This window comes from Halomonas sp. PAMB 3264 (genome assembly GCF_031954245.1).
Lineage (GTDB): Bacteria > Pseudomonadota > Gammaproteobacteria > Pseudomonadales > Halomonadaceae > Vreelandella.
The window spans coordinates 1,826,364-1,846,760 of the sequence record NZ_CP134866.1 but is presented as its reverse complement, the minus strand read 5'-3'; the positions used below and the strand labels follow the sequence as shown (position 1 = coordinate 1,846,760).

Annotated in this window: 20 protein-coding genes and 4 tRNA genes; 13 read left to right on the top strand and 11 right to left on the bottom strand. The window is 60.4% G+C overall.

The window, feature by feature from the left end:
* Positions 1 to 322 precede the first annotated feature (322 nt).
* Together RN347_RS08290 and gcvT are read left to right on the top strand one after the other, a co-directional pair.
* On the top strand, positions 323 to 1,723 hold the full coding sequence (locus RN347_RS08290; protein ID WP_311960795.1) for a sodium:alanine symporter family protein: 1,401 nt from the start codon (positions 323 to 325) through the stop codon (positions 1,721 to 1,723).
* A gap of 102 nt (positions 1,724 to 1,825) precedes the next feature.
* Positions 1,826 to 2,938, top strand: a complete 1,113-nt coding sequence (gcvT, locus tag RN347_RS08285) for a glycine cleavage system aminomethyltransferase GcvT (protein WP_311960794.1) — start codon at positions 1,826 to 1,828, stop codon at positions 2,936 to 2,938.
* Positions 2,939 to 3,010: 72 nt separating this feature from the next.
* Here gcvT and RN347_RS08280 read toward each other — a convergent pair whose 3' ends face one another.
* The 3 genes from RN347_RS08280 to RN347_RS08270 form a co-directional block, all read right to left on the bottom strand.
* Positions 3,011 to 3,973 carry a LysM peptidoglycan-binding domain-containing protein gene (locus RN347_RS08280; protein WP_311960793.1) on the bottom strand — a complete coding sequence of 321 codons (963 nt, stop codon included), beginning with the start codon at positions 3,971 to 3,973 and terminating at the stop codon, positions 3,011 to 3,013.
* Positions 3,910 to 4,791, bottom strand: a complete 882-nt coding sequence (locus RN347_RS08275; protein ID WP_311960792.1) for an acyltransferase — start codon at positions 4,789 to 4,791, stop codon at positions 3,910 to 3,912. Before RN347_RS08275 ends, RN347_RS08280 begins: the two co-directional genes overlap by 64 nt.
* A gap of 114 nt (positions 4,792 to 4,905) precedes the next feature.
* Positions 4,906 to 5,829, bottom strand: a complete 924-nt coding sequence (locus RN347_RS08270) for a LysR family transcriptional regulator (RefSeq protein ID WP_311960791.1) — start codon at positions 5,827 to 5,829, stop codon at positions 4,906 to 4,908.
* A 156-nt stretch (positions 5,830 to 5,985) separates the two neighbouring features.
* Between RN347_RS08270 and RN347_RS08265 the strand changes: the two genes are divergently transcribed.
* Positions 5,986 to 6,684: a CoA transferase subunit A gene (locus RN347_RS08265; RefSeq protein WP_311960790.1), complete on the top strand. Its 699-nt coding sequence runs from the start codon at positions 5,986 to 5,988 to the stop codon at positions 6,682 to 6,684.
* A gap of 61 nt (positions 6,685 to 6,745) precedes the next feature.
* Positions 6,746 to 7,411: a CoA transferase subunit B gene (locus tag RN347_RS08260; RefSeq protein WP_263587254.1), complete on the top strand. Its 666-nt coding sequence runs from the start codon at positions 6,746 to 6,748 to the stop codon at positions 7,409 to 7,411.
* 30 nt (positions 7,412 to 7,441) lie between these two features.
* On the opposite strand, the gene RN347_RS08255 is transcribed toward RN347_RS08260, so the two are convergent.
* Together RN347_RS08255 and RN347_RS08250 are read right to left on the bottom strand one after the other, a co-directional pair.
* Entirely contained in the window at positions 7,442 to 8,206 is a 765-nt protein-coding gene (locus RN347_RS08255) for a DUF1338 domain-containing protein (protein ID WP_263587255.1), read from the bottom strand.
* A 110-nt stretch (positions 8,207 to 8,316) separates the two neighbouring features.
* Positions 8,317 to 8,577: a GrxA family glutaredoxin gene (locus RN347_RS08250; RefSeq protein WP_263587256.1), complete on the bottom strand. Its 261-nt coding sequence runs from the start codon at positions 8,575 to 8,577 to the stop codon at positions 8,317 to 8,319.
* A gap of 155 nt (positions 8,578 to 8,732) precedes the next feature.
* Between RN347_RS08250 and RN347_RS08245 the strand changes: the two genes are divergently transcribed.
* Positions 8,733 to 9,506 (top strand): 3-hydroxybutyrate dehydrogenase, encoded by a 774-nt coding sequence (locus RN347_RS08245; protein WP_311960789.1) that lies wholly within the window; start codon positions 8,733 to 8,735, stop codon positions 9,504 to 9,506.
* Between the two features lie 36 nt (positions 9,507 to 9,542).
* Here RN347_RS08245 and RN347_RS08240 read toward each other — a convergent pair whose 3' ends face one another.
* From RN347_RS08240 to RN347_RS08230, 3 genes are read right to left on the bottom strand one after another with little or no spacing between them, the layout of a single operon-like run.
* Entirely contained in the window at positions 9,543 to 10,082 is a 540-nt protein-coding gene (locus RN347_RS08240) for a response regulator transcription factor (protein ID WP_263587258.1), read from the bottom strand.
* Positions 10,083 to 10,109: 27 nt separating this feature from the next.
* Positions 10,110 to 11,387 carry an ATP-binding protein gene (locus tag RN347_RS08235; protein ID WP_263587259.1) on the bottom strand — a complete coding sequence of 426 codons (1,278 nt, stop codon included), beginning with the start codon at positions 11,385 to 11,387 and terminating at the stop codon, positions 10,110 to 10,112.
* Positions 11,388 to 11,410: 23 nt separating this feature from the next.
* On the bottom strand, positions 11,411 to 11,836 hold the full coding sequence (locus RN347_RS08230) for a hypothetical protein (RefSeq protein ID WP_263587260.1): 426 nt from the start codon (positions 11,834 to 11,836) through the stop codon (positions 11,411 to 11,413).
* 210 nt (positions 11,837 to 12,046) lie between these two features.
* Here RN347_RS08230 and pyrC point away from each other — a divergent pair, with 210 nt between their 5' ends.
* Entirely contained in the window at positions 12,047 to 13,084 is a 1,038-nt protein-coding gene (pyrC, locus tag RN347_RS08225; RefSeq protein WP_263587261.1) for a dihydroorotase, read from the top strand.
* 134 nt (positions 13,085 to 13,218) lie between these two features.
* Here pyrC and mtnN read toward each other — a convergent pair whose 3' ends face one another.
* The gene (mtnN, locus tag RN347_RS08220) at positions 13,219 to 13,923 is read right to left on the bottom strand and encodes a 5'-methylthioadenosine/S-adenosylhomocysteine nucleosidase (RefSeq protein ID WP_311960788.1); all 705 of its coding nucleotides are present in this window, start codon (positions 13,921 to 13,923) and stop codon (positions 13,219 to 13,221) included.
* Between the two features lie 54 nt (positions 13,924 to 13,977).
* The gene (gene folD / locus RN347_RS08215) at positions 13,978 to 14,832 is read right to left on the bottom strand and encodes a bifunctional methylenetetrahydrofolate dehydrogenase/methenyltetrahydrofolate cyclohydrolase FolD (RefSeq protein ID WP_311960787.1); all 855 of its coding nucleotides are present in this window, start codon (positions 14,830 to 14,832) and stop codon (positions 13,978 to 13,980) included.
* Positions 14,833 to 15,033: 201 nt separating this feature from the next.
* Between folD and RN347_RS08210 the strand changes: the two genes are divergently transcribed.
* From RN347_RS08210 to RN347_RS08180, 7 genes are all read left to right on the top strand, one after another.
* Positions 15,034 to 15,110 (top strand) — tRNA-Pro (locus RN347_RS08210).
* An 88-nt stretch (positions 15,111 to 15,198) separates the two neighbouring features.
* Positions 15,199 to 15,275, top strand: a tRNA-Arg gene (locus RN347_RS08205).
* 55 nt (positions 15,276 to 15,330) lie between these two features.
* Positions 15,331 to 15,405: transfer RNA gene (locus tag RN347_RS08200), tRNA-His, on the top strand.
* A 53-nt stretch (positions 15,406 to 15,458) separates the two neighbouring features.
* Positions 15,459 to 15,533, top strand: a tRNA-His gene (locus tag RN347_RS08195).
* A gap of 340 nt (positions 15,534 to 15,873) precedes the next feature.
* A complete protein-coding gene (locus RN347_RS08190; RefSeq protein WP_311960786.1) occupies positions 15,874 to 17,118 on the top strand; it encodes an FAD-dependent oxidoreductase in 1,245 nt (414 codons plus the stop codon).
* Between the two features lie 114 nt (positions 17,119 to 17,232).
* Complete coding sequence (locus RN347_RS08185; protein ID WP_311960785.1) at positions 17,233 to 17,442, top strand: putative motility protein; 210 nt, start codon at positions 17,233 to 17,235, stop codon at positions 17,440 to 17,442.
* A 223-nt stretch (positions 17,443 to 17,665) separates the two neighbouring features.
* Positions 17,666 to 19,255, top strand: coding sequence for a peptide chain release factor 3 (locus tag RN347_RS08180; protein WP_263587266.1), 1,590 nt, complete (start codon positions 17,666 to 17,668; stop codon positions 19,253 to 19,255).
* A gap of 107 nt (positions 19,256 to 19,362) precedes the next feature.
* On the opposite strand, the gene RN347_RS08175 is transcribed toward RN347_RS08180, so the two are convergent.
* Positions 19,363 to 20,316 (bottom strand): folate-binding protein YgfZ, encoded by a 954-nt coding sequence (locus RN347_RS08175; RefSeq protein WP_263587267.1) that lies wholly within the window; start codon positions 20,314 to 20,316, stop codon positions 19,363 to 19,365.
* Positions 20,317 to 20,397: the final 81 nt, after the last annotated feature.

Here is a 20,397-nt window from a genome sequence, read left to right as displayed (position 1 = left end):
TCTGATAGGAAACAAATTTCCATAGCGCGATCGGGTATAAGAAAATAGCCTTGTGAAAGCGCCCGATCATTTGCAGCAGTGCGTGAAATCAATCGCTTGGCGAGGTTTTGCGAGCTAAAACGCTTAAAGCGCATGGCGGGCGATAGGGGTAATGGTGTAAAACGGGGAAATCGAGCGCCGAATGGGAACGGGTCCTGGGCCTGGTCGCGCTCGGCGTTCAGTCAACGCTTTGCCACCGTATAGAGCAGGGCGAGCCGAACATAAAAAATCAGCCATAACAAAAAGCATCCAGCGGATGCTTCAAGGGATAAGGAGTAATGTCGTGGAGACTTTAACCAGTCTGGTAGGCGCCGTGAACGGCGTCGTGTGGGGGCCTTTGATGCTCATCCTGTTGCTCGGGGTGGGGATCTATCTTCAGGTGGGCTTGAAGTTGATGCCGGTGCGCAAGCTCGGCACGGGCTTCAAGCTGTTGTGGCAGGGGCGCGACCCGAAACGGGTGAAGGGCGTCGAGCATAAAACCGACGACGGCGAGATTTCGCCGTTCAACGCGCTGATGACCGCGCTTTCCGCCACCGTCGGTACGGGGAATATTGCCGGTGTGGCCACGGCGATTGCCCTGGGTGGGCCGGGGGCGGTGTTCTGGATGTGGATCACTGCGCTGGTCGGTATGGCGACCAAGTTCGCCGAGGCAGTGCTCGCCGTGCGCTATCGTGAAACCGATAGCAACGGCCACCACGTGGGCGGGCCGATGTTCTACATCAAGAACGGCCTGGGCCGAAAGTGGCTGTGGCTCGGCGTACTGTTCGCCTTTTTCGGCGCGGTCGCTGCCTTCGGCATCGGCAATACCGTTCAGGCCAACTCCGTGGCCGATGCCATGGATGCGACCTTTGGCGTGCCGCACTGGCTGACCGGCGTCGTGATCATGGTACTCACCGGCGCGGTCATTCTGGGCGGTATCAAGCGGATCGCCAACGTGGCGGGCAAGCTGGTACCGATCATGGGCATCGCCTACGTGCTGGCAGGGCTTGCGGTTCTGGTGGTCAACGCCGACCAGCTCGGTGAAGCGTTCGGGCTGATCTTCTACTACGCCTTCAACCCGGCGGCGGCCGCTGGCGGCTTCGCCGGTGCGGCGGTCATGGCGGCGATTCGTTTCGGTGTGGCGCGCGGTATCTTCTCCAACGAAGCGGGACTTGGCAGCGCGCCGATCGCTCACGCCGCGGCGCAAACCAAAAATCCGGTGCGCCAGGGTCTGATCGCGATGCTGGGCACCTTCATCGACACGCTTGTCGTGTGCACCATTACCGCGCTGGTCATTCTGACCTCCACGGTTTGGCTCGAAGGTGAGGAGGGCGCCTCGCTGACCGCGCTCTCCTTCGATGCGGCGCTGCCCGGCTGGGGCAATCAGATCGTGGCCGTCGCGCTTGCGATCTTCGCCTTTACCACCATTCTGGGCTGGTCGTTCTATGGCGAGAAGTGCTTTCAGTTTCTGTTCGGCACGCGCTCGATCATGCTTTACCGCGTGCTGTTCGTGCTGGCGCTGCCGCTGGGTGCCATGGCTCAGCTGGGGTTCATCTGGCTGATGGCGGATACGTTCAACGCGCTGATGGCGATTCCCAACCTGATCGCGCTGGCGCTGCTGTCGCCGGTGGTGTTCAAGCTTGCGCGCGACTACTTCGCCGGCAAGGACGTGCTCCCCGGCGAAGCGCTGGATCACGACAAGTAAGCATGAGCGCAACACGTTGACTCGAGCCGGGGGCGAATCACGCTTCCCGGCTCTTTTGGTGTCGATGAAAAGATATCGAAGATCAGATATTGAGGAACGAGCATGACCGAACTCAAGAAAACCCCGCTACACGCGCTGCACGAGTCGCTGGGCGCCAAAATGGTGCCCTTCGCCGGCTATGAGATGCCGGTGCAGTACCCGCTCGGCGTCAAGAAAGAGCACGAGCATACCCGCCATCAATGCGGGCTGTTCGATGTTTCCCACATGGGCCAGATCACGGTGTCCGGCCCGGACGTTGCAAAGGCGCTTGAATCGCTGATTCCCGCCGACCTCGTGGGCCTGTCGAAAGATCATCAGCGCTACGGGCTGTTCATCGGCACCGAGGGCGGCGTCATCGACGATCTGATGCTGGTCAACGCCGGTGATCATTTCTATCTGGTGGTGAACGCGGCGTGCAAGGATCAGGATTTGGCGCACCTGCGCGCCACGTTGGGCAACACCCACGATATCGAGGTGTTGGAGCGCGGCCTTCTGGCGCTGCAGGGCCCGGAGGCTGTTAACGTCATGCAGCGTATCTGCCCGGATGCGTGCGCGCTGACCTTCATGCAGCATGGGCGTTTCAACGTGGCCGGCTTTGACGTGTGGATCAGCCGCAGTGGCTATACCGGTGAGGATGGCTTCGAGATCTCGGTAGCCGAGCCGGACTGTGAGCCGTTCGCTAAAGCACTCTTGAGCGAGCCGGAGGTGGAAATGATCGGCCTGGGCGCGCGGGACTCGTTGCGCCTGGAAGCTGGGCTCTGCCTTTACGGTCACGATATGGACATGCAGACCACGCCCATCGAGGCCGGCCTGATCTGGGCGATCGGCAAGCCCCGCCGCCACGGCGGCGAACGCGCAGGCGGCTTTCCTGGCGCCGACGTGGTGCTTCACCAGATCGATGCGAAGGATCATACGCGCAAGCGGGTGGGTCTGGTCGCCGATGGCCGGGCGCCGGTACGCGAAGGCGCGCGCCTGGTCGATGAGCAGGGTGAGGAGGTTGGGGTGGTCACGTCCGGCGGTTTTGGGCCAAGCGTTGGCAAGCCGATCGCCATGGGGTACGTGGCCCGCGAATTCGAAGCGGTGGAGACGGTGGTCTACGCCGAAGTGCGTGGAAAGAGGCTGCCGATGACCGTGGTTAAAACGCCGTTCGTTGCTCCGGGGTACTATCGCGGCTAGGCCTACGTCCTGACCGAGAAGCCCCGGCGATGGCCGGGGCTTTTTTGTAGCTGTCCGTAACGCGTTGGGGCGCTAGCGAAGCACCTGGCGCGGATCGATCGGCTGGCCACCCAGGCGCAAATCAAACAGCAGGTCATAACGCTGGGTGGCGTTACTCTGACCGACTTCGCAAAGCGGCTCGCCGGCGCTGACGTTCTGGCCGGTGCTGACCAGGATGTTGTCACACAGCGCGTAGACGCTTTGCAGGTTATCGGCGTGATGCACGATCACGACTTCACCCAGCTGGCGCATACCATCGGCGAAACGCACTTCACCCGGAGCGACCGCCTGGGCCCGCGCGCCCGCTTGAGTCGCCAGCAGCATCGGTTGAAGCGTGCCTCGGCTGTCGGTGCCGAAGCGGCGCACGATGCGGTAATCCTCCAGCGGCCAGGGCCAGTTGCGCGCCGACGACGGGACGCTGGCGCTCGGCGTGGGGGCCGGGCGGCTGGCGCTACTCGAGGCGTTGGAGGAGGCTGCTCGTGCGGCGGATGCGCCACTCAGCGGTACGCTAATGACCTGGCCCACACGCAGCGCGGTGGGTGAGGTGCCCGAGTTGGCACTTTGAATGCGCCCCGCCGTGGTGTTGAAGTGGCGCGCGACTTTGGAAAACGTATCGCCCGGGCGAATCTGGTAGCGATAGGGCCCGCCGGACGGGGCGCGCTCCTGTTGAGTAGGAATCAAAAGGCGTTGCCCCACCGCCAGGCCTCTGGCATTGACCCCGGGGTTAAACCGCTCCAGGCGCTCCAGCGGTACGCCCGCGCGGTTGGCAAGCTCACCCAGCGTATCGCCGCGGCGTACCTCGACCCACTGACCGTTGATGGCGCTGGTGCCGCTGGCGCTGCTGCCCACGCTAACGCGCTGACCCGACGAGGGTGACGAGCCCGCGCACCCGCCAAGAACGCCGGCCAGCAGGCAAACACCGAACCAGAGCGCTAGGCGTGGTCGCTGAGTGTTTCCAGCAGCGCGTCTTTTTCCTGCCAGAGTGAGTTGATCCATGCGTGGAAACGTTCCTTGTGCTGCGGTTGTTGATGATAGTTTGCGCTGTGCATCCACTCGGGGATCTCGAGTTTGCGGGCCACCAGCGTGATGGGCGCTTCCTGGCCACACAGAAAGCCCCAGAAGGTCGGCGACGGGTTGGCGTAGCTGATGGTGACATCGATCACGCCGTCGAGCTGGTTGCCAATGAGCCCGAGCACCTGGGCGACGCCGCCGGCCTTGGGCCGCAGTAAATGCTGATACGGGCTCTGCTGAGCGTCGCGCTTGGCCACGCTGAAGCGGGTGCCTTCGACGAAATTGTAGATCGAAATCGGCGCGTGGCGCGCCTGGCGGCACACGCGTTCGGTCGACTCCCGGTCAATGGTAGCGAGCTTTGGATTTTTGGCAATCTGCTCGCGGCTAAAACGGCGCATGAAGGGAAACTCCAGCGCCCAGAAGGCGAGACCGACGATCGGGATCCAGATCAACCGATGCTTGAGAAAGAACCGCGGCATGGGAATACGCCGGTGCAGCGCCATGAACAGGATGAAAATATCGGTCCAGCTGCGGTGATTGGAGATCACCAGCAGCCACTGATCAGGGCTCAGCGAGTCGGGAACGTCCAGCGAAACGTTGGGCTTGAGCCAGCGCTTCATCCACCAGAGATTGAGCCCGATCCAGTTCAGCGCCACCGCGCAGAGCCGGTCGAGCAGCCACTGGCGAGCGCGCCGCCCCGGTACCACGACCTTGAGAAAGGTGAGCACAAGAAGCGGCACGCCCCAGAAAAGCGTGGTAAGCGTCATCAGCATCAGGCTAACGACTCCCTTGATGAGCGGCATACTCACACCCCCTTGAGTGGCCCGAGGCCCTTATTACCTGTTGGTGAGCCGTTTTGTCTGGAACCGCACTGACGTCCCCGACGGCTTTTGGCTAAATCCTAAAGGATCAAGGCGTTACTTCCCAGCAAATCCGGTGCTCGGCGACTGCCAGCGGGCTTCAAAAAGAGGAGCGGCGGTGTCGATCAGCACCGTGCGAAGCGCCTGGGCGGCTATGGAGAGCTCCTGATGCGTGAGCATGCCCACCTGGCACTCGATCAACCCCCCAGTGAGCGCTACACAGCGCGCGCCCAGCGCGTGCATCTGGGGAATGCACATCGACGGAACCGCGCTCACCCCGAGCCCTCGAGCGACCATACTTCCCACGGTCGAAAGCTGGTGGCTCTCGAAGGCGATGGAGAGCTCAAACCCCTGGCGTGCCAGGCCATCCTCGAGCAGGCGGCGCACCCGTGACGGGCGCTGCAGCGTGATCATGTCCTCTTGCAAGAGCCGCTGCCAGTCAAGCGGTCGACGGCCAAGCGGGCTTTCGGGTGGGACAACGGCGACGAAGTGGTCCTCGAAAAGCGGCGTGAAGGTCAAGCTGCCCAGTCCTTCCGGGGCGAACAGGATGCCGACCTCGACCTGACGGGCACGCACCATGGCCATGACGTCCTCGTTGATGACATCGTGTACCGTGACGTTGATTTTCGGGTGGCGCTGGCGAAAGCTCGCCAGCGCCTCGGGCAGTAGGCCACAGGCAAAGGAGGGCATGGCCGCCACGCTGAGCCGACCCAGCTGCAGCGTGAAGCGTTCGCGCAGACGCTCCTCGGTGTTTTCCCACTGCGCCAATAAGTGCTTGGCCAGCGGCAGAAGCGATTCACCTTCCGGGGTCAGGCGAACGTGGCGGGTGCTGCGGATCAGAAGTTTGCCTCCGAGCGACTCCTCCAGACCCTTGATCGCCAGAGAGAGCGCCGGCTGTGAAAGGTGCAACCGCTCGCAGGCCTGGGTAAAGCTCAGGGTTTGAGCGACGGCCAGAAACGCGCGAAGCTGCTTGACGGTCATGGCGACTCTTCATAAGTTGTTTAAATCAATTCATAAGAAAAACAAACTTAACAAATATATCGCCCGGCACAACACTGGCTCGGGCAGCTATCCTCTTGAATACGCCTGTTCGCCTTTTCAGTGCGAGAGGCTCTACCGACAACAGCGAGGTTACCCATGGCAGGATTCGACAAGCGCGTCGCTTCTTATGAAGAAGCGATGGAAGGTATCGAGAGCGGAATGACCGTGCTGGCGGGCGGCTTCGGGCTCTGCGGCATTCCTGAAAACCTGATTGCCGAGATCCAGCGCCGCGGCGTCAAGGATCTGACCGTGGCTTCCAACAACTGCGGTGTCGACGGCTTCGGCCTCGGCCTTCTGCTCGAAAAGCGTCAGATCAGCAAGATCTACGCCTCTTATGTCGGCGAGAACGCGCTGTTCGAGCAGCAGATGCTCAACGAAGAGATCGACGTCGTACTGACGCCTCAAGGGACGCTAGCCGAAAGAATGCGCGCCGGCGGCGCGGGCATTCCGGCGTTCTATACCGCGACCGGCTACGGCACGCCGATCGCTGAAGGCAAGGAAGTACGTGAGTTCGGCGGCCGCCACTACATTCTCGAAGAGGCACTGGTGGGTGATTTCGCCATCGTCAAGGGCTGGAAGGCGGACCGCTACGGTAACGTGATGTATCGCCACACCGCGCAGAACTTCAACCCCATGGCCGCCACCGCCGGCCGAATCACCGTCGTGGAAGTCGAGGAGATCGTTGAGCCCGGCGAAATGGACCCGAGCCAGATTCACACGCCGGGCATCTACGTCGACCGGATCATTCAGGGCTCGTTCGAAAAGCGCATCGAAAAACGCACGGTTCGAAACTAACCGCCGGACGTCATCGACACCGACGCTATCGACCAATCATCATTGATTTGAGGACATTACCATGGCGCTAACACGTGAGCAGATGGCCCAGCGCGTTGCCCGCGAACTCAAGGACGGCTTCTACGTTAATCTCGGAATCGGCATTCCCACCCTGGTGGCCAACTATGTCCCGGAAGGCATCGACGTGATGCTGCAGTCCGAAAACGGGCTGTTGGGCATGGGGCGCTACCCGACTGACGAAGAGCTCGACCCGGACATGATCAACGCCGGCAAGGAAACGGTCACGGCCCGCCCGGGGGCGGCGATTTTTTCATCCGCAGAGTCATTTGCCATGATTCGCGGCGGCCACGTGGATCTGACCGTTCTGGGCGCTTTCGAGGTGGACCAGAATGGCAACATCGCCTCTTGGATGATTCCCGGTAAGCTGATCAAGGGCATGGGGGGGGCGATGGATCTGGTCGCCGGCGCCGAGAACATCATTTGCACCATGACCCACGCTTCCAAGAACGGTGAATCCAAGCTGTTGGAAAAATGCGAACTGCCGCTGACCGGCGCGGGCTGCATTAGCCGCGTGCTGACCGATCTTGCCTATCTTGAGATCGAGAACGGGGCGTTCGTGTTGAAAGAGCGTGCGCCGGGAGTGAGCGTCGAGGAGATCAAGGAGAAAACCGCCGGCAAACTCATCGTGCCCGATCACGTGCCGGAGATGGAGTTTGCCGAGCCCTGATGTCACGTAAAAGGCGAGATGGCGTGTTCGTCACGCCATCTCGCAGCGGGTGTGGGCCGGTAAAAGCTCTTCGCCCAGGGTGGCGGAGCTTTCGCTCAGCACCTTTTGCGCCAGTGCCAGCCCGCCAAGACAGAGCCGGTGCTCATCGCCCTGGCGAAACACCAGCTTTTGCGGCATGGCGGGATAGAAGCGGTGCTCGAGCGAACTCGAGACGGGGAAAATGCCGTTTTGTCGGTTCGTCGAGCACTGCATACCGGCTTGGCCCAGCGCTTTGTCGAGGGCGGTGATGGGTTCGCCGAGCGCCCGGCAGTCAAAGCCGGCATGGTGCAGCCGTGGACCCATGGCGGCGAGCCATGCTGCTAGCGGGTGCTCCGCTTCCAGCTGCTGATAGAGCGCCCAGGAGGGCATGGGCCAGGGCCGCCCGCGACACAACAGGTTATGTCCCTTGCAGTCCTGCGGGTGGCTCTGTTCGATCAGCGCCATCAAGGCGTTGCGCGGCGTGGTGCACAGGGCACCAAGCTGAAGCTCTACCAGCACCAGCCAGCTGCTGCCCGGCGCTCCGAGCAAATGAATGATCAGCCCCTTGTCTGCCAGGGCGTATTGAGTAGCGCAAGCGTACCCCATTCGCTGGAGCGTTTGGGTGAGACGCCGTGCGCTGAAGGGGCCGTGATTGAGGGTCAGCAGGGTGAGGTAGTCCGCCTTGACGTCCAGCGGCCAGATGCCCAGCCCGCCAACATCCGGATGGGTATGAATGTAATCGAGCCAAAGCTGGCGTTCGAACTCTTCACGTTGCATGGCGCGTGTCCTTGCCGACTTTTTCGGTCTTGTTAGGGAGGATGCCCTCCCAGTATAGGCAGCAAGGTTCTACACGGGTTCCGCGTGAGAGTGTGAGGGCTATCAACGCATCAGGCGAGCAGGTCGTTGTCACGAACGTAGCGGTCGAACTCGGAGAAGCCGCCGATGTGGTTCTGGTCGATGAATACTTGAGGCACGGTGTGGATCGGTTTGCCGGCGGTTTTGGCGATATCTTCCTTGGTCACGCCTTCCGAGGGCATATCGACGTAGCGATAACCCTCTATTTTATGAGCGTTTTCGAGCTGCTCGGCGAGCTGCTTGGCCATAACGCAGAAAGGGCAGCTCATACGGCCAAAAATTACCACGAACATGAAAATTCCTTGGGTTGGTGAATGGCGTTTCGATCATTGTCGCTCAGGAGGGCTGCGTTGAACAATAACGCGTCGCGTTGGTTCAACGCACGATCACGGTTCTATACTGAGTGGGTTCTCAAGGTAACTGGATGTCTTTTTTATAGGAGATGACTATGTCGGCAGGTGCGGATACAACGCCTCGGGTGGCACTGGTAACGGGTACGAGCAGTGGAATCGGCGCAAGCGTGGTCGAGCACTTTTGCAAGCAAGGGTTTCAGGTGCTGGCGGTGGATTTCAACGAGGCGGGTGAAAAGATCGCCAGCGACCAGGGCGCGGCGTTCTACCAGGCCGACCTGACCGACCCCGAGGCGTGTAAAAACGCCGTCAAGGAGGCGATCAAGCGCTTTGGACGAGTGGATATCCTGGTCAACAACGCGGGTATTCAGCACGTCAGCGATATCGAGTCGTTTCCCGAAGAGAAGTGGCGAGCGATCATGAATTTGATGCTCACCGCGCCGTTCTTGCTTACCCAGGCGGTGTGGCCCTCGATGCGCGAAAACGGCTGGGGCCGCATCATCAATATCGCCTCCATTCACGCCCACGTGGCCTCACCGGGCAAGGCCGCCTACGTGACCGCCAAACACGGTTTGATCGGCATGACCAAAACCGCCGCGCTGGAGGGTGGGGAGCAGGGCATTACCGCCAACGCCGTGTGCCCGGCCTACGTCCAAACGCCCCTGGTCGAAAATCAGATCGCCGATCAGGCGAAGATGCACAAGATGGACGAGCAGGAAGTCATCGAGAAGATCATGCTCAAGGACGCTGCAATCAAGCGCCTGATCGAACCCGCCGAGGTCGCTCAGCTGGTGTGCTATCTGGCCTCCGATGCCGCCGGCTCCGTGACCGGCTCGAGTTTCAATATCGACCTTGGCTGGACGGCGCACTGATTCGGCTGGGTAACTTCGTTTTACCGAATGGCTGCATTAGCGTCGAACCGGACGTTTTTGCAGCTTTCGCTGCAGGGTGCGCCGGTGCATGCCCAGCGCCCGCGCGGTGGCGGAAATGTTGCCGTCGTGCTCCTGCAGCACCTTCTGAATATGCTCCCAGGTGATACGGTTAATTGACGGCGGGTTGTCCGCAAGCTCGATGTCCGGGTCGCCGCCGCCGTTTTCAAATGCCGCGATGACATCGTCGGCGTCCACCGGCTTGCACAGGTAGTGCACCGCGCCAAGCTTGATCGCCTCGACGGCGGTGGCGATGCTCGAGTAGCCCGTTAGCACCACGACGCGACAATCCGGCACCACCAATAGAAGCTCCGGCAAAAGCTTGAGCCCGGAGCTGTGCTCGAGTTTGAGATCGAGTGTGGCGATGGTCGGTGAGAACGACGTTGCGATCTCGAGCGCCTGCTCGGCGTCGTGAGCGACCTTCACATCGAAGCCGCGGCGGGTAAGCGCTCGGCTCAACACGTGGCAAAACACGTCGTCGTCATCCACGATCAAAAGGCGCTGGTCATCTGTGTGCATGGTCTTCTCGCTTTCGTTGGGCAGCACTCACGTTTTCTCCGGCGCGTCGCTGCGCGGCAGCGTTACCTCGGTGAGCGTGCCGCCTTCCGGGTGGTTATAAAGGCTCACGCCGCCGCCAAAACGGTTGATGGTGGCATGGGTTAAAAATAGACCAATGCCCATGCCCTTGCTCTTGGTCGACACAAAGGTGTCGCCGAGCTGGTCGGCGATCGACATCGAAACCCCCGGACCGTGGTCTCGAATGTCGATGATGACGTTATCGTCGAACCAGTCCAGTCGAATGGCGATTTGGTCCGGATGCGCGTCGGCGGCGTTGTTCAAAAGGTTGGTCAGTGCCTGGTCGAGGGTAGCATCGACCAGTAGCCAGGGTCGCCCGCGGCGATTCGGCGTCTCGAGCGTATGGGTGACATCCGGGCGGATGACCAGCCAGCGCTGGATGACGCTGGAAAGCCAGGCCTCGCCATCCTGAACCTCCGGCTCCGCCATACGCCGACGGTCGGCGCTGGTGACCAGGTGCTGCAGCCGTGACTTGCAGACATCTACCTGCTGGCGCAACAGCGCGATGTCCTCATAAAGCGGCGAGTCGTCAGCGGCTTCCGCCTGCATCTCTTTTAAAAGCACCGCCATGGTGGAAAGCGGTGTGCCGAGTTCGTGAGCGGTGCCCGCTGCCTGGGTGGCCACCGCCAGCACCTGCTCGTTTCGAAGTGCGGCTTCACGGGTGCGCGATAGCGCCTTGTCGCGGCTTCGAAGCGCATGGGCCATTTTGTAGATGAAAAAGGTGACCAGGCCCGCTGAAAGCCCGAAGTTGAGCCACATGCCCACGACATGCAGGTTCAAAAGGCTGTCGCTATCGATATGGCTGAGCTGGGCGATGGGGTGGTAATCCACCATCAGGTAGCTGTAGCCCGCCATGGCGCAACCGGCGATGATCCAGGCGTGGCGCCAGGGCAGCGTTGCCGCGGCAATGGTCACCGGTACCAGGTAGTAGGTAATGAATGGATTGGTCGAACCGCCAGTGAAGTAGAACAGCAGTGTCAGCCCGGCAATGTCCGCCAGCAGGTGGAGAAGATACTCAAGATGGCTGACGGCCCGCGGGCGCCCGAGCCGCCACCAGGTGAGGATGTTCAAAAGCCCCATGGATACCACGACGCTGATGACCGTGGCGGTCTCGAGCTCGAAATCGAGCACCTCGACGCCTATAAGGATCGCCAACAAAAAGCCGGTCCAGGTGATACCTCGAACGATGGTCAGGCGCACCAGGTTGCGGTTGGGGGTCGAAAGCGGCAGCGGCAGGGCGGTTTGCATGAAAGGCTACTTGTCGGTGACGGTCAATGGGAGTGCGCGCGAGACGTCTTGACCGAGTGAATGACGAACTTGATGAAAAGCGTCATCACATAGGTCAGCCAGCCAGCGGTCGCTAGCAGGTTGAAAACCAGAATCTTGGGCGGAAGCCAGGCCCGGCCCACAAGCGCCTCCAATAAAATATGCAAGAGCATGGCCAGCAGAAGCGGCAGCGCCAGGGTGTGAATCCACATATCGGTGCGGCGCTTGCGCACGTGGTAGCGGCGCAGCATGAAACGCATGGGCTTATGCGCCCAGCTAAACAGCACCAGCGTGCCCACCACGAAGAGCATCGCAATCGTTGGTTCGGTACTGCCCCGATGGGTCGATGCGGAAACGGACCAGGCGAGCGCGAGCCACATTAGCCCCTCGATGCTGGTGAGAATGTCAGCGTAGCGCCTCACGTTTTGCATAGGCGGATAATGTCCTGGAAAAGGTCTGAATGTGAGATGACAAAGCGAAGTAAAGCGCTGACATGATACGACACTTGCCAGGCGCTGTGGCCCCCCGGCGGAGGATTAAACTGCTGGTCGAACCGTTGCATCGAAGCTCCGGATTCATCCCTGGCTGGCTTCGGGTATACTGGCGGGCGCTTTCTACATACCGCTTGTAAAGGATAGACCGTGGACTCTATTACGTTGACTCGCCCTGATGATTGGCACCTTCACCTGCGCGACGGCGAGGTGCTCGAGGCGGTCGTGAACCACACCGCCGCGCAGATGGGGCGTGCGATCATCATGCCCAATCTGAAGCCGCCGATCACCACGACCGACCAGGCGCTGGCTTACCGTGAGCGCATTTTGAAGGCGCTCGCGCCGGACAGTGCGTTCGAGCCCTTGATGACGCTCTACCTGACCGATTTCACCACCGCTGACGAGATCGAGAAGGCGCATGCCAGCGGTGTGGTCAAGGCGGTCAAGCTCTATCCGGCTGGAGCGACGACCAACTCGGCGTCCGGGGTGACCGATATCGCCCATTGCGACGCCGCGATTACCGCCATGGAGCGGGTCGGCATGCCGCTTTTGATTCACGGTGAGGTGACCGATAGCAATATCGACATCTTCGATCGCGAAGCGGCCTTTATCGAGCGCGTGCTCAAGCCGCTGCTCGAACGCCACCCGACGCTCAAGGTGGTGTCCGAGCACATCACGACCCAGCAGGCCGCCGAGTTCGTGGCCAATGGCCCCGATAACCTGGCCGCCACGATTACCGCGCATCATCTTCTGTTCAACCGGAACCAGATGCTGGCCGGCGGCATTCGCCCGCACTACTACTGCCTGCCGATTCTAAAACGTGAACAGCACCGCCAGGCGCTGCTGAAAGCCGCCACCAGCGGAAGCCCGAAATTCTTTTTGGGTACCGACAGCGCGCCGCACGAGAAGGCCGACAAGGAGTCGAGCTGCGGCTGCGCGGGCGCCTACACCGCGCCGGCAGCGCTCGAGCTTTACGCCACTGCCTTCGATCAAATGGGAGCGCTCGATAAACTCGAGGCCTTCGCGAGCCTCAACGGCCCACGCTTTTACGGGCTGGCGCCGAATGCTGATCGCGTTACCCTTGAGCGTCGTGCGCTGGCGCTGCCCTCCCACTACGCTTACGGCGACGGATGCTCGATCGTACCGCTGCTGGCCGGAGAAGCGCTGGAGTGGTCGATGGTGCGCTAATAGTGCATTAGAAAGTGCTGTTGATATAAACACATCGAGCGCGCCGTTAGGCGCGCTCGATGTGTTTTGACGATGTATATTTTGAAGAGGCGTCAGGCGCTTTTATTGGCCAGGTCTTTTATTAGCCAAGTCTTTTATTGACCGAGCCGGATCAGCATGGCGTCGACCATGCGCGAGGAGTGATCCGCCGCGATGTCCAGAAACTGCTCGAAGGAGAGGTGATTGTCGCCGGCGCCGGGAATATCGGAAAGCGCACGGATCACCACGAAGGGGCAGCCGTAGAGATAGCAGGTTTGCGCGATGGCCGCGGCTTCCATTTCGACCGCAAGCATCGCGGGAAACTGCGCGCGGGTGGCGGCAACGCGCGCCGGGTCCGCCATGAAGGCGTCGCCGGTTGCGATCAAACCTTCGAGCACGTTCACTTCACCAAGGTCGATAATTGCCTGACGGGCGACGTCGCAAAGCGCGCTATCGGCCACGTAGGCGGCGGGCATGCCGGGTACCTGACCCATTTCATAGCCGAACACCACCGCATCGACATCGTGATGGCGCACTTCGCTCGAGATGATGATGTCGCCGATATCGAGATCCAGGGCGAAGCCGCCGGCCGAGCCGGTATTGATGATCGCCTCGGGCTGGTAGCGCTCGAGCAGCACCGCCGTACCCACCGCGGCGTTCACCTTACCAATACCTGACTGCAGGATGACGACCTCGAGGCCGTGACGCGTGCCGCTATAGAACACGAACCCGGCATGCTCGAGGCGCTCAACCCCTTCGAGCTGGCCCGCCAGTATGCTTACTTCCTGCGCCATCGCGCCGATGATTCCAATGCGTTGCACTCGGGCGTGCTCCTTGGTCGATTGTAGGTCCAGTGGGGGAGTCGTTCAGGTGATTCAAGCGTCGTGCGCTTCGGCGGCTTCCAGGGTGTTCTCCAAAAGCGTGGCCACGGTCATCGGGCCGACGCCACCGGGTACCGGCGTGATGAAGCTTGCGCGTTCGGCGGCCGATTCGAAATCCACGTCGCCGGCGAGCTTGCCATCCTCTTGGCGGTTGATGCCGACATCGATGACCACGGCCCCTGGCTTGATCCACTCGCCCTTGACGAGCCCTGGCTTGCCTACGGCGACCACGACCAGATCCGCGCGGCGAACGTGAGCCTCCAGATTCTGGGTGAAGCGATGACACACGGTGGTGGTACAGCCCGCCAGCATCAGCTCCATGGCCATCGGCCGGCCCACGATGTTGGAAGCGCCGACCACCGTGGCGTCCAGGCCGCGCACGTCGATGTCACTCTCTGATAGCAGCGTCATGATCCCCTTGGGCGTGCAGGGGCGTAGCGCGGGAGAGCGCTGAGCCAGCCGGCCCAGGTTATAGGGGTGAAAGCCGTCGACATCCTTGTCCGGGCGAATGCGCTCGAGGATCGGGCCGGCATCCAGATGCTCCGGCAGCGGCAGTTGAACCAGAATGCCGTCGACCTGGGGGTCGTTGTTCAAACGGTCGACCAGTGCTTCGAGCTCGTGCTGGGTAGTGTTGGTCGAGAGCTGATGCTGAAAGGAGAGAATGCCGGCCTGGTCGCAGGCGCGGTGTTTGTTATTGACGTACACATGAGAGGCCGGGTCATCGCCTACCACCACCACGGCTAATCCGGGGGCGCGAGCGCCGGCCTGTAAGCGGGCAGCGGTTTTCTCGGCAACGCGATGGCGGACATTAGCGGCGATGGTTTTGCCATCGATGAGTTGGGCGGTCATGTAGTGAGGTCCCTTAGGAGGTGATGAGCGAATCAAAAGCCGACGCAAGGTGGAGACGTCAGCGAATGACCAATTTTCGCATGTTGGGCCTGGTAGGCAAAGCGAACAGCGTCAAAGCCTTTAAGTCTTGACTTTAAAATTAAAAATAGTAGTATGTGCCTCGCTTGAGACGGGCCAAGCGGCAGCGTCAAGGGTAGTCATCGGGATGTAGCGCAGTCTGGTAGCGCGCCTGCTTTGGGAGCAGGATGTCGGGGGTTCGAATCCCTCCATCCCGACCACGTACCTCGCGCTTCAAGTGGCATAGAGCTTCTCCGGGCGTGGGTTGTGGTAGAGTGCTCAGCGGTGTTCGGTTCGAGAATACCTTGTGCGCCCATAGCTCAACCGGATAGAGCAACGGCCTTCTAAGCCGTAGGTTGCGGGTTCAAGTCCTGCTGGGCGTGCCACGAAAGTGGTCGCAGTGCTCGAGCGCAGGCAGTACGTTTTGCTTTAGCGTCAATGGTGGATGTAGCTCAGTGGTAGAGCCCCGGATTGTGGCTCCGGTGGTCGTGGGTTCGATCCCCATCATCCACCCCATTGATGGCAGTCAAAGCAGCGTATGGTCAAGGCAGTACAGGTAACAGGTTGTGGTGGATGTAGCTCAGTGGTAGAGCCCCGGATTGTGGCTCCGGTGGTCGTGGGTTCGATCCCCATCATCCACCCCAGTAACCTTTACTTTTCCCTCCGTTGGTCAATGTTTCCTCCTATCGTATTTTCTCCTACTTCGAGCGCTTTCGCCTCGAAGGTTTTGTGCGTTTTAAACCTTTTCAAATGGCCATTCCTGCTCAATAAAGTCACTTTATTGGCCGTAGTGTTTTTTCCTGTTTATTGGGCTTTAAAGACATTTTCCACCGCGGAATCAGATAAACCAATATTTCAGCCTGAGTAAAACGATTAAAACGGTCGATTCCGCTGTGCATTGCGCCCGCAAGAGGTGGTAATTTTATCCTCATTCAGGATATCCAGTTTTACCACCACACATAATGACAGGGCGGGAGAGAGTCGATGGCCAAGCGGCAGGTAGCGGTACTCGGTGCGGGAATGGTGGGCGTCAGCGTCGCGTGGCATCTTCAAAAGCGGGGGTTCGACGTAACGCTGATCGACCGGCGCCAGCCCGGACGCGAAACCTCCTATGGCAACGCCGGCATCGTTCAGCGAGAAGCCGTTCGCCCTTACGCGTTTCCTCGGGACATGAAAACGATTTTAAGCGTACTGCCCAACAGGCGCGTCGACATTCGCTACCGCCCCAAAGGCATGCTCAACGCTTTTTCGCCACTTCTGAGCTACTGGCACAACTCTTCCACCGGGCGGTATCAGAAAATCGTTCCCGAGTACGCCTCACTCATCGGGCTTTGCCTGGAGGCGCACGGCAAGATGATCGAAGCGGCCGGCGCGGGGCATCTGGTGCGTCGGGATGGCTGGCTGGAAATCTACCGGACTCAGGAAAAACTCGACAAGCGCGTGGTCGAGGCCCAAGAGGCGCTCAAGCTCTATGGCGTTCGCTTCGAGGTGCTGGACCGCGCCGCGCTCATCGAAAAGGAGCCGGATCTGAGTGAGAAGATCATCGGCGCCATCCACTGGCTCGATCCCTGGACGGTGGCCGACCCGGGGGCGCTGGTGGCCGCTTACGCCAATGCGTTCGTTCTGCAAGGCGGTACCATCCTTCAGGCCGATATCGAGGATGTGGAGCCCCAGGGCGAAGGCTATCGGGTAAAGACCGATCAGTGTGAGCTTGCGGTCGACGATGTGGTCATGGCGCTGGGCCCCTGGGCGGGCCAGTGGGCCTCGAAGCTTGGCTATCGCATTCCCACGTTCGTCAAGCGCGGCTACCACATGCACTACGCCACACAGGCGCCGGCGAAGCTCAACTACTGGCTGATGGATGCCGAGGTCGGGTATCTGCTAGCGCCCATGAACGCGGGTGTGCGTCTGACCACCGGCGCCGAGCTCGACCAGCTTGAGTCGCCGGCAGACGAGCACCAGCTCGAGGCTGCTGAAAACGTCGCTCGGGGCGTTTTCCCGCTCGCCGAGCGCAAAGAGCCGGTCGCCTGGAAGGGCGCACGGCCGTGTCTACCGGACATGAAACCGATCATTGGCCCGGCGCCTCGCCATCAAGGGCTATGGTTCGCTTTCGGTCACGGCCATCAGGGCTTTACTCTGGGGCCTGCGACCGGCGAGCTTCTGGCGGATATCATGGAAGGCAAGACACCTGCCATCGATATGTCGCCGTTTCGCGCCGATCGTTTCTAATAAATAGGTTTTAATGAGCCGGTTTTTTGAATTACTAAAATGGCGCTTCGCTGGCGCATTTTTCTAGTGCTTGCTAAGCTTGACGACATTACGGTTTTAATGTGAGGTGAGATAATGGATATCGCAGCGAGCAACGCCGTTAGTCAGGCGCTTTACATGAATCAGGCGCAAACCGCTGAACAGGCGCAAATGCAGCTTTTTCGCCAGGCACTCGACATGCAGGCCCAGCAGGTGACCGAAGTACTGGCCAGTGCCAACATGACGGCGCAGCCGGATCTGGCAACCGAAGGGTCGCTGGGAACGCAAATCAACACCTACGCTTGATCGAGCAAACCCCACCTGGTGTAGGCTACAACAAAAAAGAGTCGCTATTGGCGGCTCTTTTTTTTATGCCCCTGTGCAGGCATTCGATAGCACGCTTGAAAGGGCGTGGCACCGTTTGGCCCGGAACGTTACAATTCGCCCCAATCCTACTCACTCAGCCCGCTCAACTTTATTAGCACATGTCTTGAGTACATGGCTGAGTACACATGTTTATTGAGGCACGATGAAAGAGACGCAGTTGGCCCGTGAAGCGGAGCTTAGACGCACCTTCGCTATCATATCGCACCCGGATGCGGGTAAAACCACGATTACCGAGAAGATGCTGCTGTTTGGAAACGCCATTCAGATGGCGGGCTCGGTCAAGAGCAAGCGCAATGACCGCCACGCGACATCCGACTGGATGAAGATGGAGCAGGAGCGCGGCATCTCGGTGACCACCTCGGTGATGCAGTTCCCCTATGGTGGGCGTATCGTCAATCTGCTCGACACCCCCGGTCACGAGGACTTCTCGGAAGATACCTACCGGACGCTGACCGCGGTCGACTCCGCCCTGATGGTGATCGACGGCGCCAAGGGCGTCGAGGACCGTACCATCAAGCTGATGGAAGTGTGCCGACTGCGCACCACGCCGATTCTCACCTTCATCAACAAGATGGACCGTGACATTCGCGACCCGATCGAGGTGATGGACGAGGTCGAAACGGTTCTCAACATTCAGTGTGCGCCGATGACCTGGCCGATCGGTATGGGGCGTCACTTCAAGGGGGTTTATCACCTCTATAACGATGTGATCCATCTCTATACCCAGGGCCAGGGCAATCGTATTTCCGAAGACAAGCGCATCGAAGGGCTGGATAGTCCGGAAGTCGATACGCTGCTCGGTGAAGAGCAGGCTGAAGAGCTTCGCATGGAGATCGAGCTGGTGCGCGGCGCCTCCCACGCTTTCGATCTCGACGCCTACCGGCGCGGCGCGCTGAGCCCGGTCTACTTCGGCACCGCCATGGGCAACTTCGGCGTGCGCGAAATGCTCGATGGCTTCGTCGAATACGCCCCGGCGCCGCAGCCGCGCGAGACCGACACCCGGGAAGTGACCGCCAGTGACGAGCGCTTCACCGGCTTCGTGTTCAAGATTCAGGCGAACATGGACCCGAATCACCGCGACCGCATCGCCTTTTTACGGGTTTGCTCCGGCAAGTACGAGAAGAACATGAAGATGCGCCACGTGCGTATTGGCAAGGACGTCAAGATCGCCGACGCCCTGACCTTCATGGCCTCGGACCGCTCCCAGGTCGAGGAAGCCTGGCCTGGCGATATCATCGGTCTGCATAATCACGGCACGGTACAGATCGGCGATACCTTCACCGTGGGCGAGGACATGCGCTTTACCGGCATCCCACACTTTGCCCCGGAGCTTTTCAAGCGTGTACGCTTGAAAGATCCGCTGAGAATGAAGGCGCTGCAGAAAGGGTTGCAGCAGCTTTCGGAAGAGGGCGCCACCCAGGTCTTCATGCCGATGGACAACAACGACCTGATTCTCGGCGCGGTGGGAACGCTGCAGTTCGACGTAGTCGCGCACCGCCTGAAAGAGGAGTACAAGGTCGACTGTATTTACGAAGGGGTGAACGTGCAGACCGCCCGCTGGATATACTGCGACGATGCGAAGAAGCTTGAGGAGTTCAAGCGCAAGGCGAGTGCGAACCTTGCCATCGATGGCGGCGGCTATCTCACCTATATCGCCCCGACCCGGGTCAACCTGCAGATGACTCAGGAGCGCTGGCCAGACATTCGCTTCCAGCCTACCCGCGAGCACTAAGTCTCTCGTAGCATGTTGAAGTCGTTTATTGCATAACGCGGCTTCAGGCAAAACGGCCCGGCGAACTGACGTTCGCCGGGCCGTTTTAGTTAGCGGGCTCGCTCTCGCTAGGTCGACATCAGACTCGCCGAGAGCTGCTCCGGGTCCAGGCGCTCGACGGCGTAGGGCAACGATTCGAGCGTTACGGGCTGCTGGTTCAAATAAAGCGGCAGCGGCTCCTCGATGGCCTTGGTTGCCACCACCGCCAGCAGCTCGACGTGCCCCTGATCACTGAAGGCACTGCTGACCACCTCGCCCAGGCTTTTGTTTTCGTCACTTACCAGCGATTCAGTGGCGGCGGGCAGTGCATCCGCCTTCAGGCTTGCGCGCACCAGGCGCTTCTTGACCTGGCCGCGAAAGTGCGCCCGCGCTACGACTTCCTGGCCGGTGTAGCACCCTTTCTTGAAGCTGATACCCCCCAGCGCTTCCCAGTTGATCATTTGCGGCAGGAAATGATCTTCCTGGACTTCGTCAAGCCAGGCGATGCCGCTTTGAATGTCCGCCAGCCGCCAGGCGTTTTCGAGCGCCGCATCGGCGTCGGGCATATCGTCCTCGATACAAAAGAGGTAGCGCTCTTCAAAAGGCAGACGCAGTACCGATGCCTTCTCGTCGCCACTGTGCAGATAGCCGCTTGCGGGTAGCACGAGCCCCAGTGCCCTGGCGCGCTCGAGGGCCTGGGCTGGTCCGGCACCCACCAGAGCGATGGCGCAATTGAGGCTAAGCTCGGCGCGATAGAACACGGCAAACTTTTTAAGGTGAGTCGCGAGCTTGTCCGCCAGCGTGGTGCTGACCAGCAGGCGATAATGGTGCTCGGCAACCCGGAAAAGCTGACCGTTGGCGATGATGCGCCCCTTGGGCGTGCAGAAGCAGGTGAGCGGGGCGAAAGAACCGTTGGCCAGGCTCACCTGGGCGCTGGTCTGGCCCTGAAGGAACTTCTCGGCGTTCTCGCCCTTGATGTCCAGTATTGATAGGTGATCGAGGCGCACTTCACCATTAAAAGTGGGTAGGTGTTCGGTTGCCATACATGCTCCACGGCAAGGGGATTGAGAATGCGTCTAGCCTAACACTACTCAAGGCAGGTGCGGGCGCCAGGTTGTAATTGC

Excerpts from the sequence above, each read along its gene's own strand:
- gcvT (WP_311960794.1), top strand. The coding sequence starts at position 1,826 with ATGACCGAACTCAAGAAAACCCCGCTACACGCGCTGCACGAGTCGCTG.
- RN347_RS08280 (WP_311960793.1), bottom strand. The coding sequence starts at position 3,973 with ATGGATCAACTCACTCTGGCAGGAAAAAGACGCGCTGCTGGAAACACT.
- RN347_RS08275 (WP_311960792.1), bottom strand. The coding sequence starts at position 4,791 with ATGCCGCTCATCAAGGGAGTCGTTAGCCTGATGCTGATGACGCTTACC.
- RN347_RS08270 (WP_311960791.1), bottom strand. The coding sequence starts at position 5,829 with ATGACCGTCAAGCAGCTTCGCGCGTTTCTGGCCGTCGCTCAAACCCTG.
- RN347_RS08265 (WP_311960790.1), top strand. The coding sequence starts at position 5,986 with ATGGCAGGATTCGACAAGCGCGTCGCTTCTTATGAAGAAGCGATGGAA.
- RN347_RS08260 (WP_263587254.1), top strand. The coding sequence starts at position 6,746 with ATGGCGCTAACACGTGAGCAGATGGCCCAGCGCGTTGCCCGCGAACTC.
- RN347_RS08255 (WP_263587255.1), bottom strand. The coding sequence starts at position 8,206 with ATGCAACGTGAAGAGTTCGAACGCCAGCTTTGGCTCGATTACATTCAT.
- RN347_RS08250 (WP_263587256.1), bottom strand. The coding sequence starts at position 8,577 with ATGTTCGTGGTAATTTTTGGCCGTATGAGCTGCCCTTTCTGCGTTATG.
- RN347_RS08245 (WP_311960789.1), top strand. The coding sequence starts at position 8,733 with ATGTCGGCAGGTGCGGATACAACGCCTCGGGTGGCACTGGTAACGGGT.
- RN347_RS08240 (WP_263587258.1), bottom strand. The coding sequence starts at position 10,082 with ATGCACACAGATGACCAGCGCCTTTTGATCGTGGATGACGACGACGTG.
- RN347_RS08235 (WP_263587259.1), bottom strand. The coding sequence starts at position 11,387 with ATGCAAACCGCCCTGCCGCTGCCGCTTTCGACCCCCAACCGCAACCTG.
- RN347_RS08230 (WP_263587260.1), bottom strand. The coding sequence starts at position 11,836 with ATGCAAAACGTGAGGCGCTACGCTGACATTCTCACCAGCATCGAGGGG.
- folD (WP_311960787.1), bottom strand. The coding sequence starts at position 14,832 with ATGACCGCCCAACTCATCGATGGCAAAACCATCGCCGCTAATGTCCGC.
- RN347_RS08190 (WP_311960786.1), top strand. The coding sequence starts at position 15,874 with ATGGCCAAGCGGCAGGTAGCGGTACTCGGTGCGGGAATGGTGGGCGTC.
- RN347_RS08185 (WP_311960785.1), top strand. The coding sequence starts at position 17,233 with ATGGATATCGCAGCGAGCAACGCCGTTAGTCAGGCGCTTTACATGAAT.
- RN347_RS08180 (WP_263587266.1), top strand. The coding sequence starts at position 17,666 with ATGAAAGAGACGCAGTTGGCCCGTGAAGCGGAGCTTAGACGCACCTTC.
- RN347_RS08175 (WP_263587267.1), bottom strand. The coding sequence starts at position 20,316 with ATGGCAACCGAACACCTACCCACTTTTAATGGTGAAGTGCGCCTCGAT.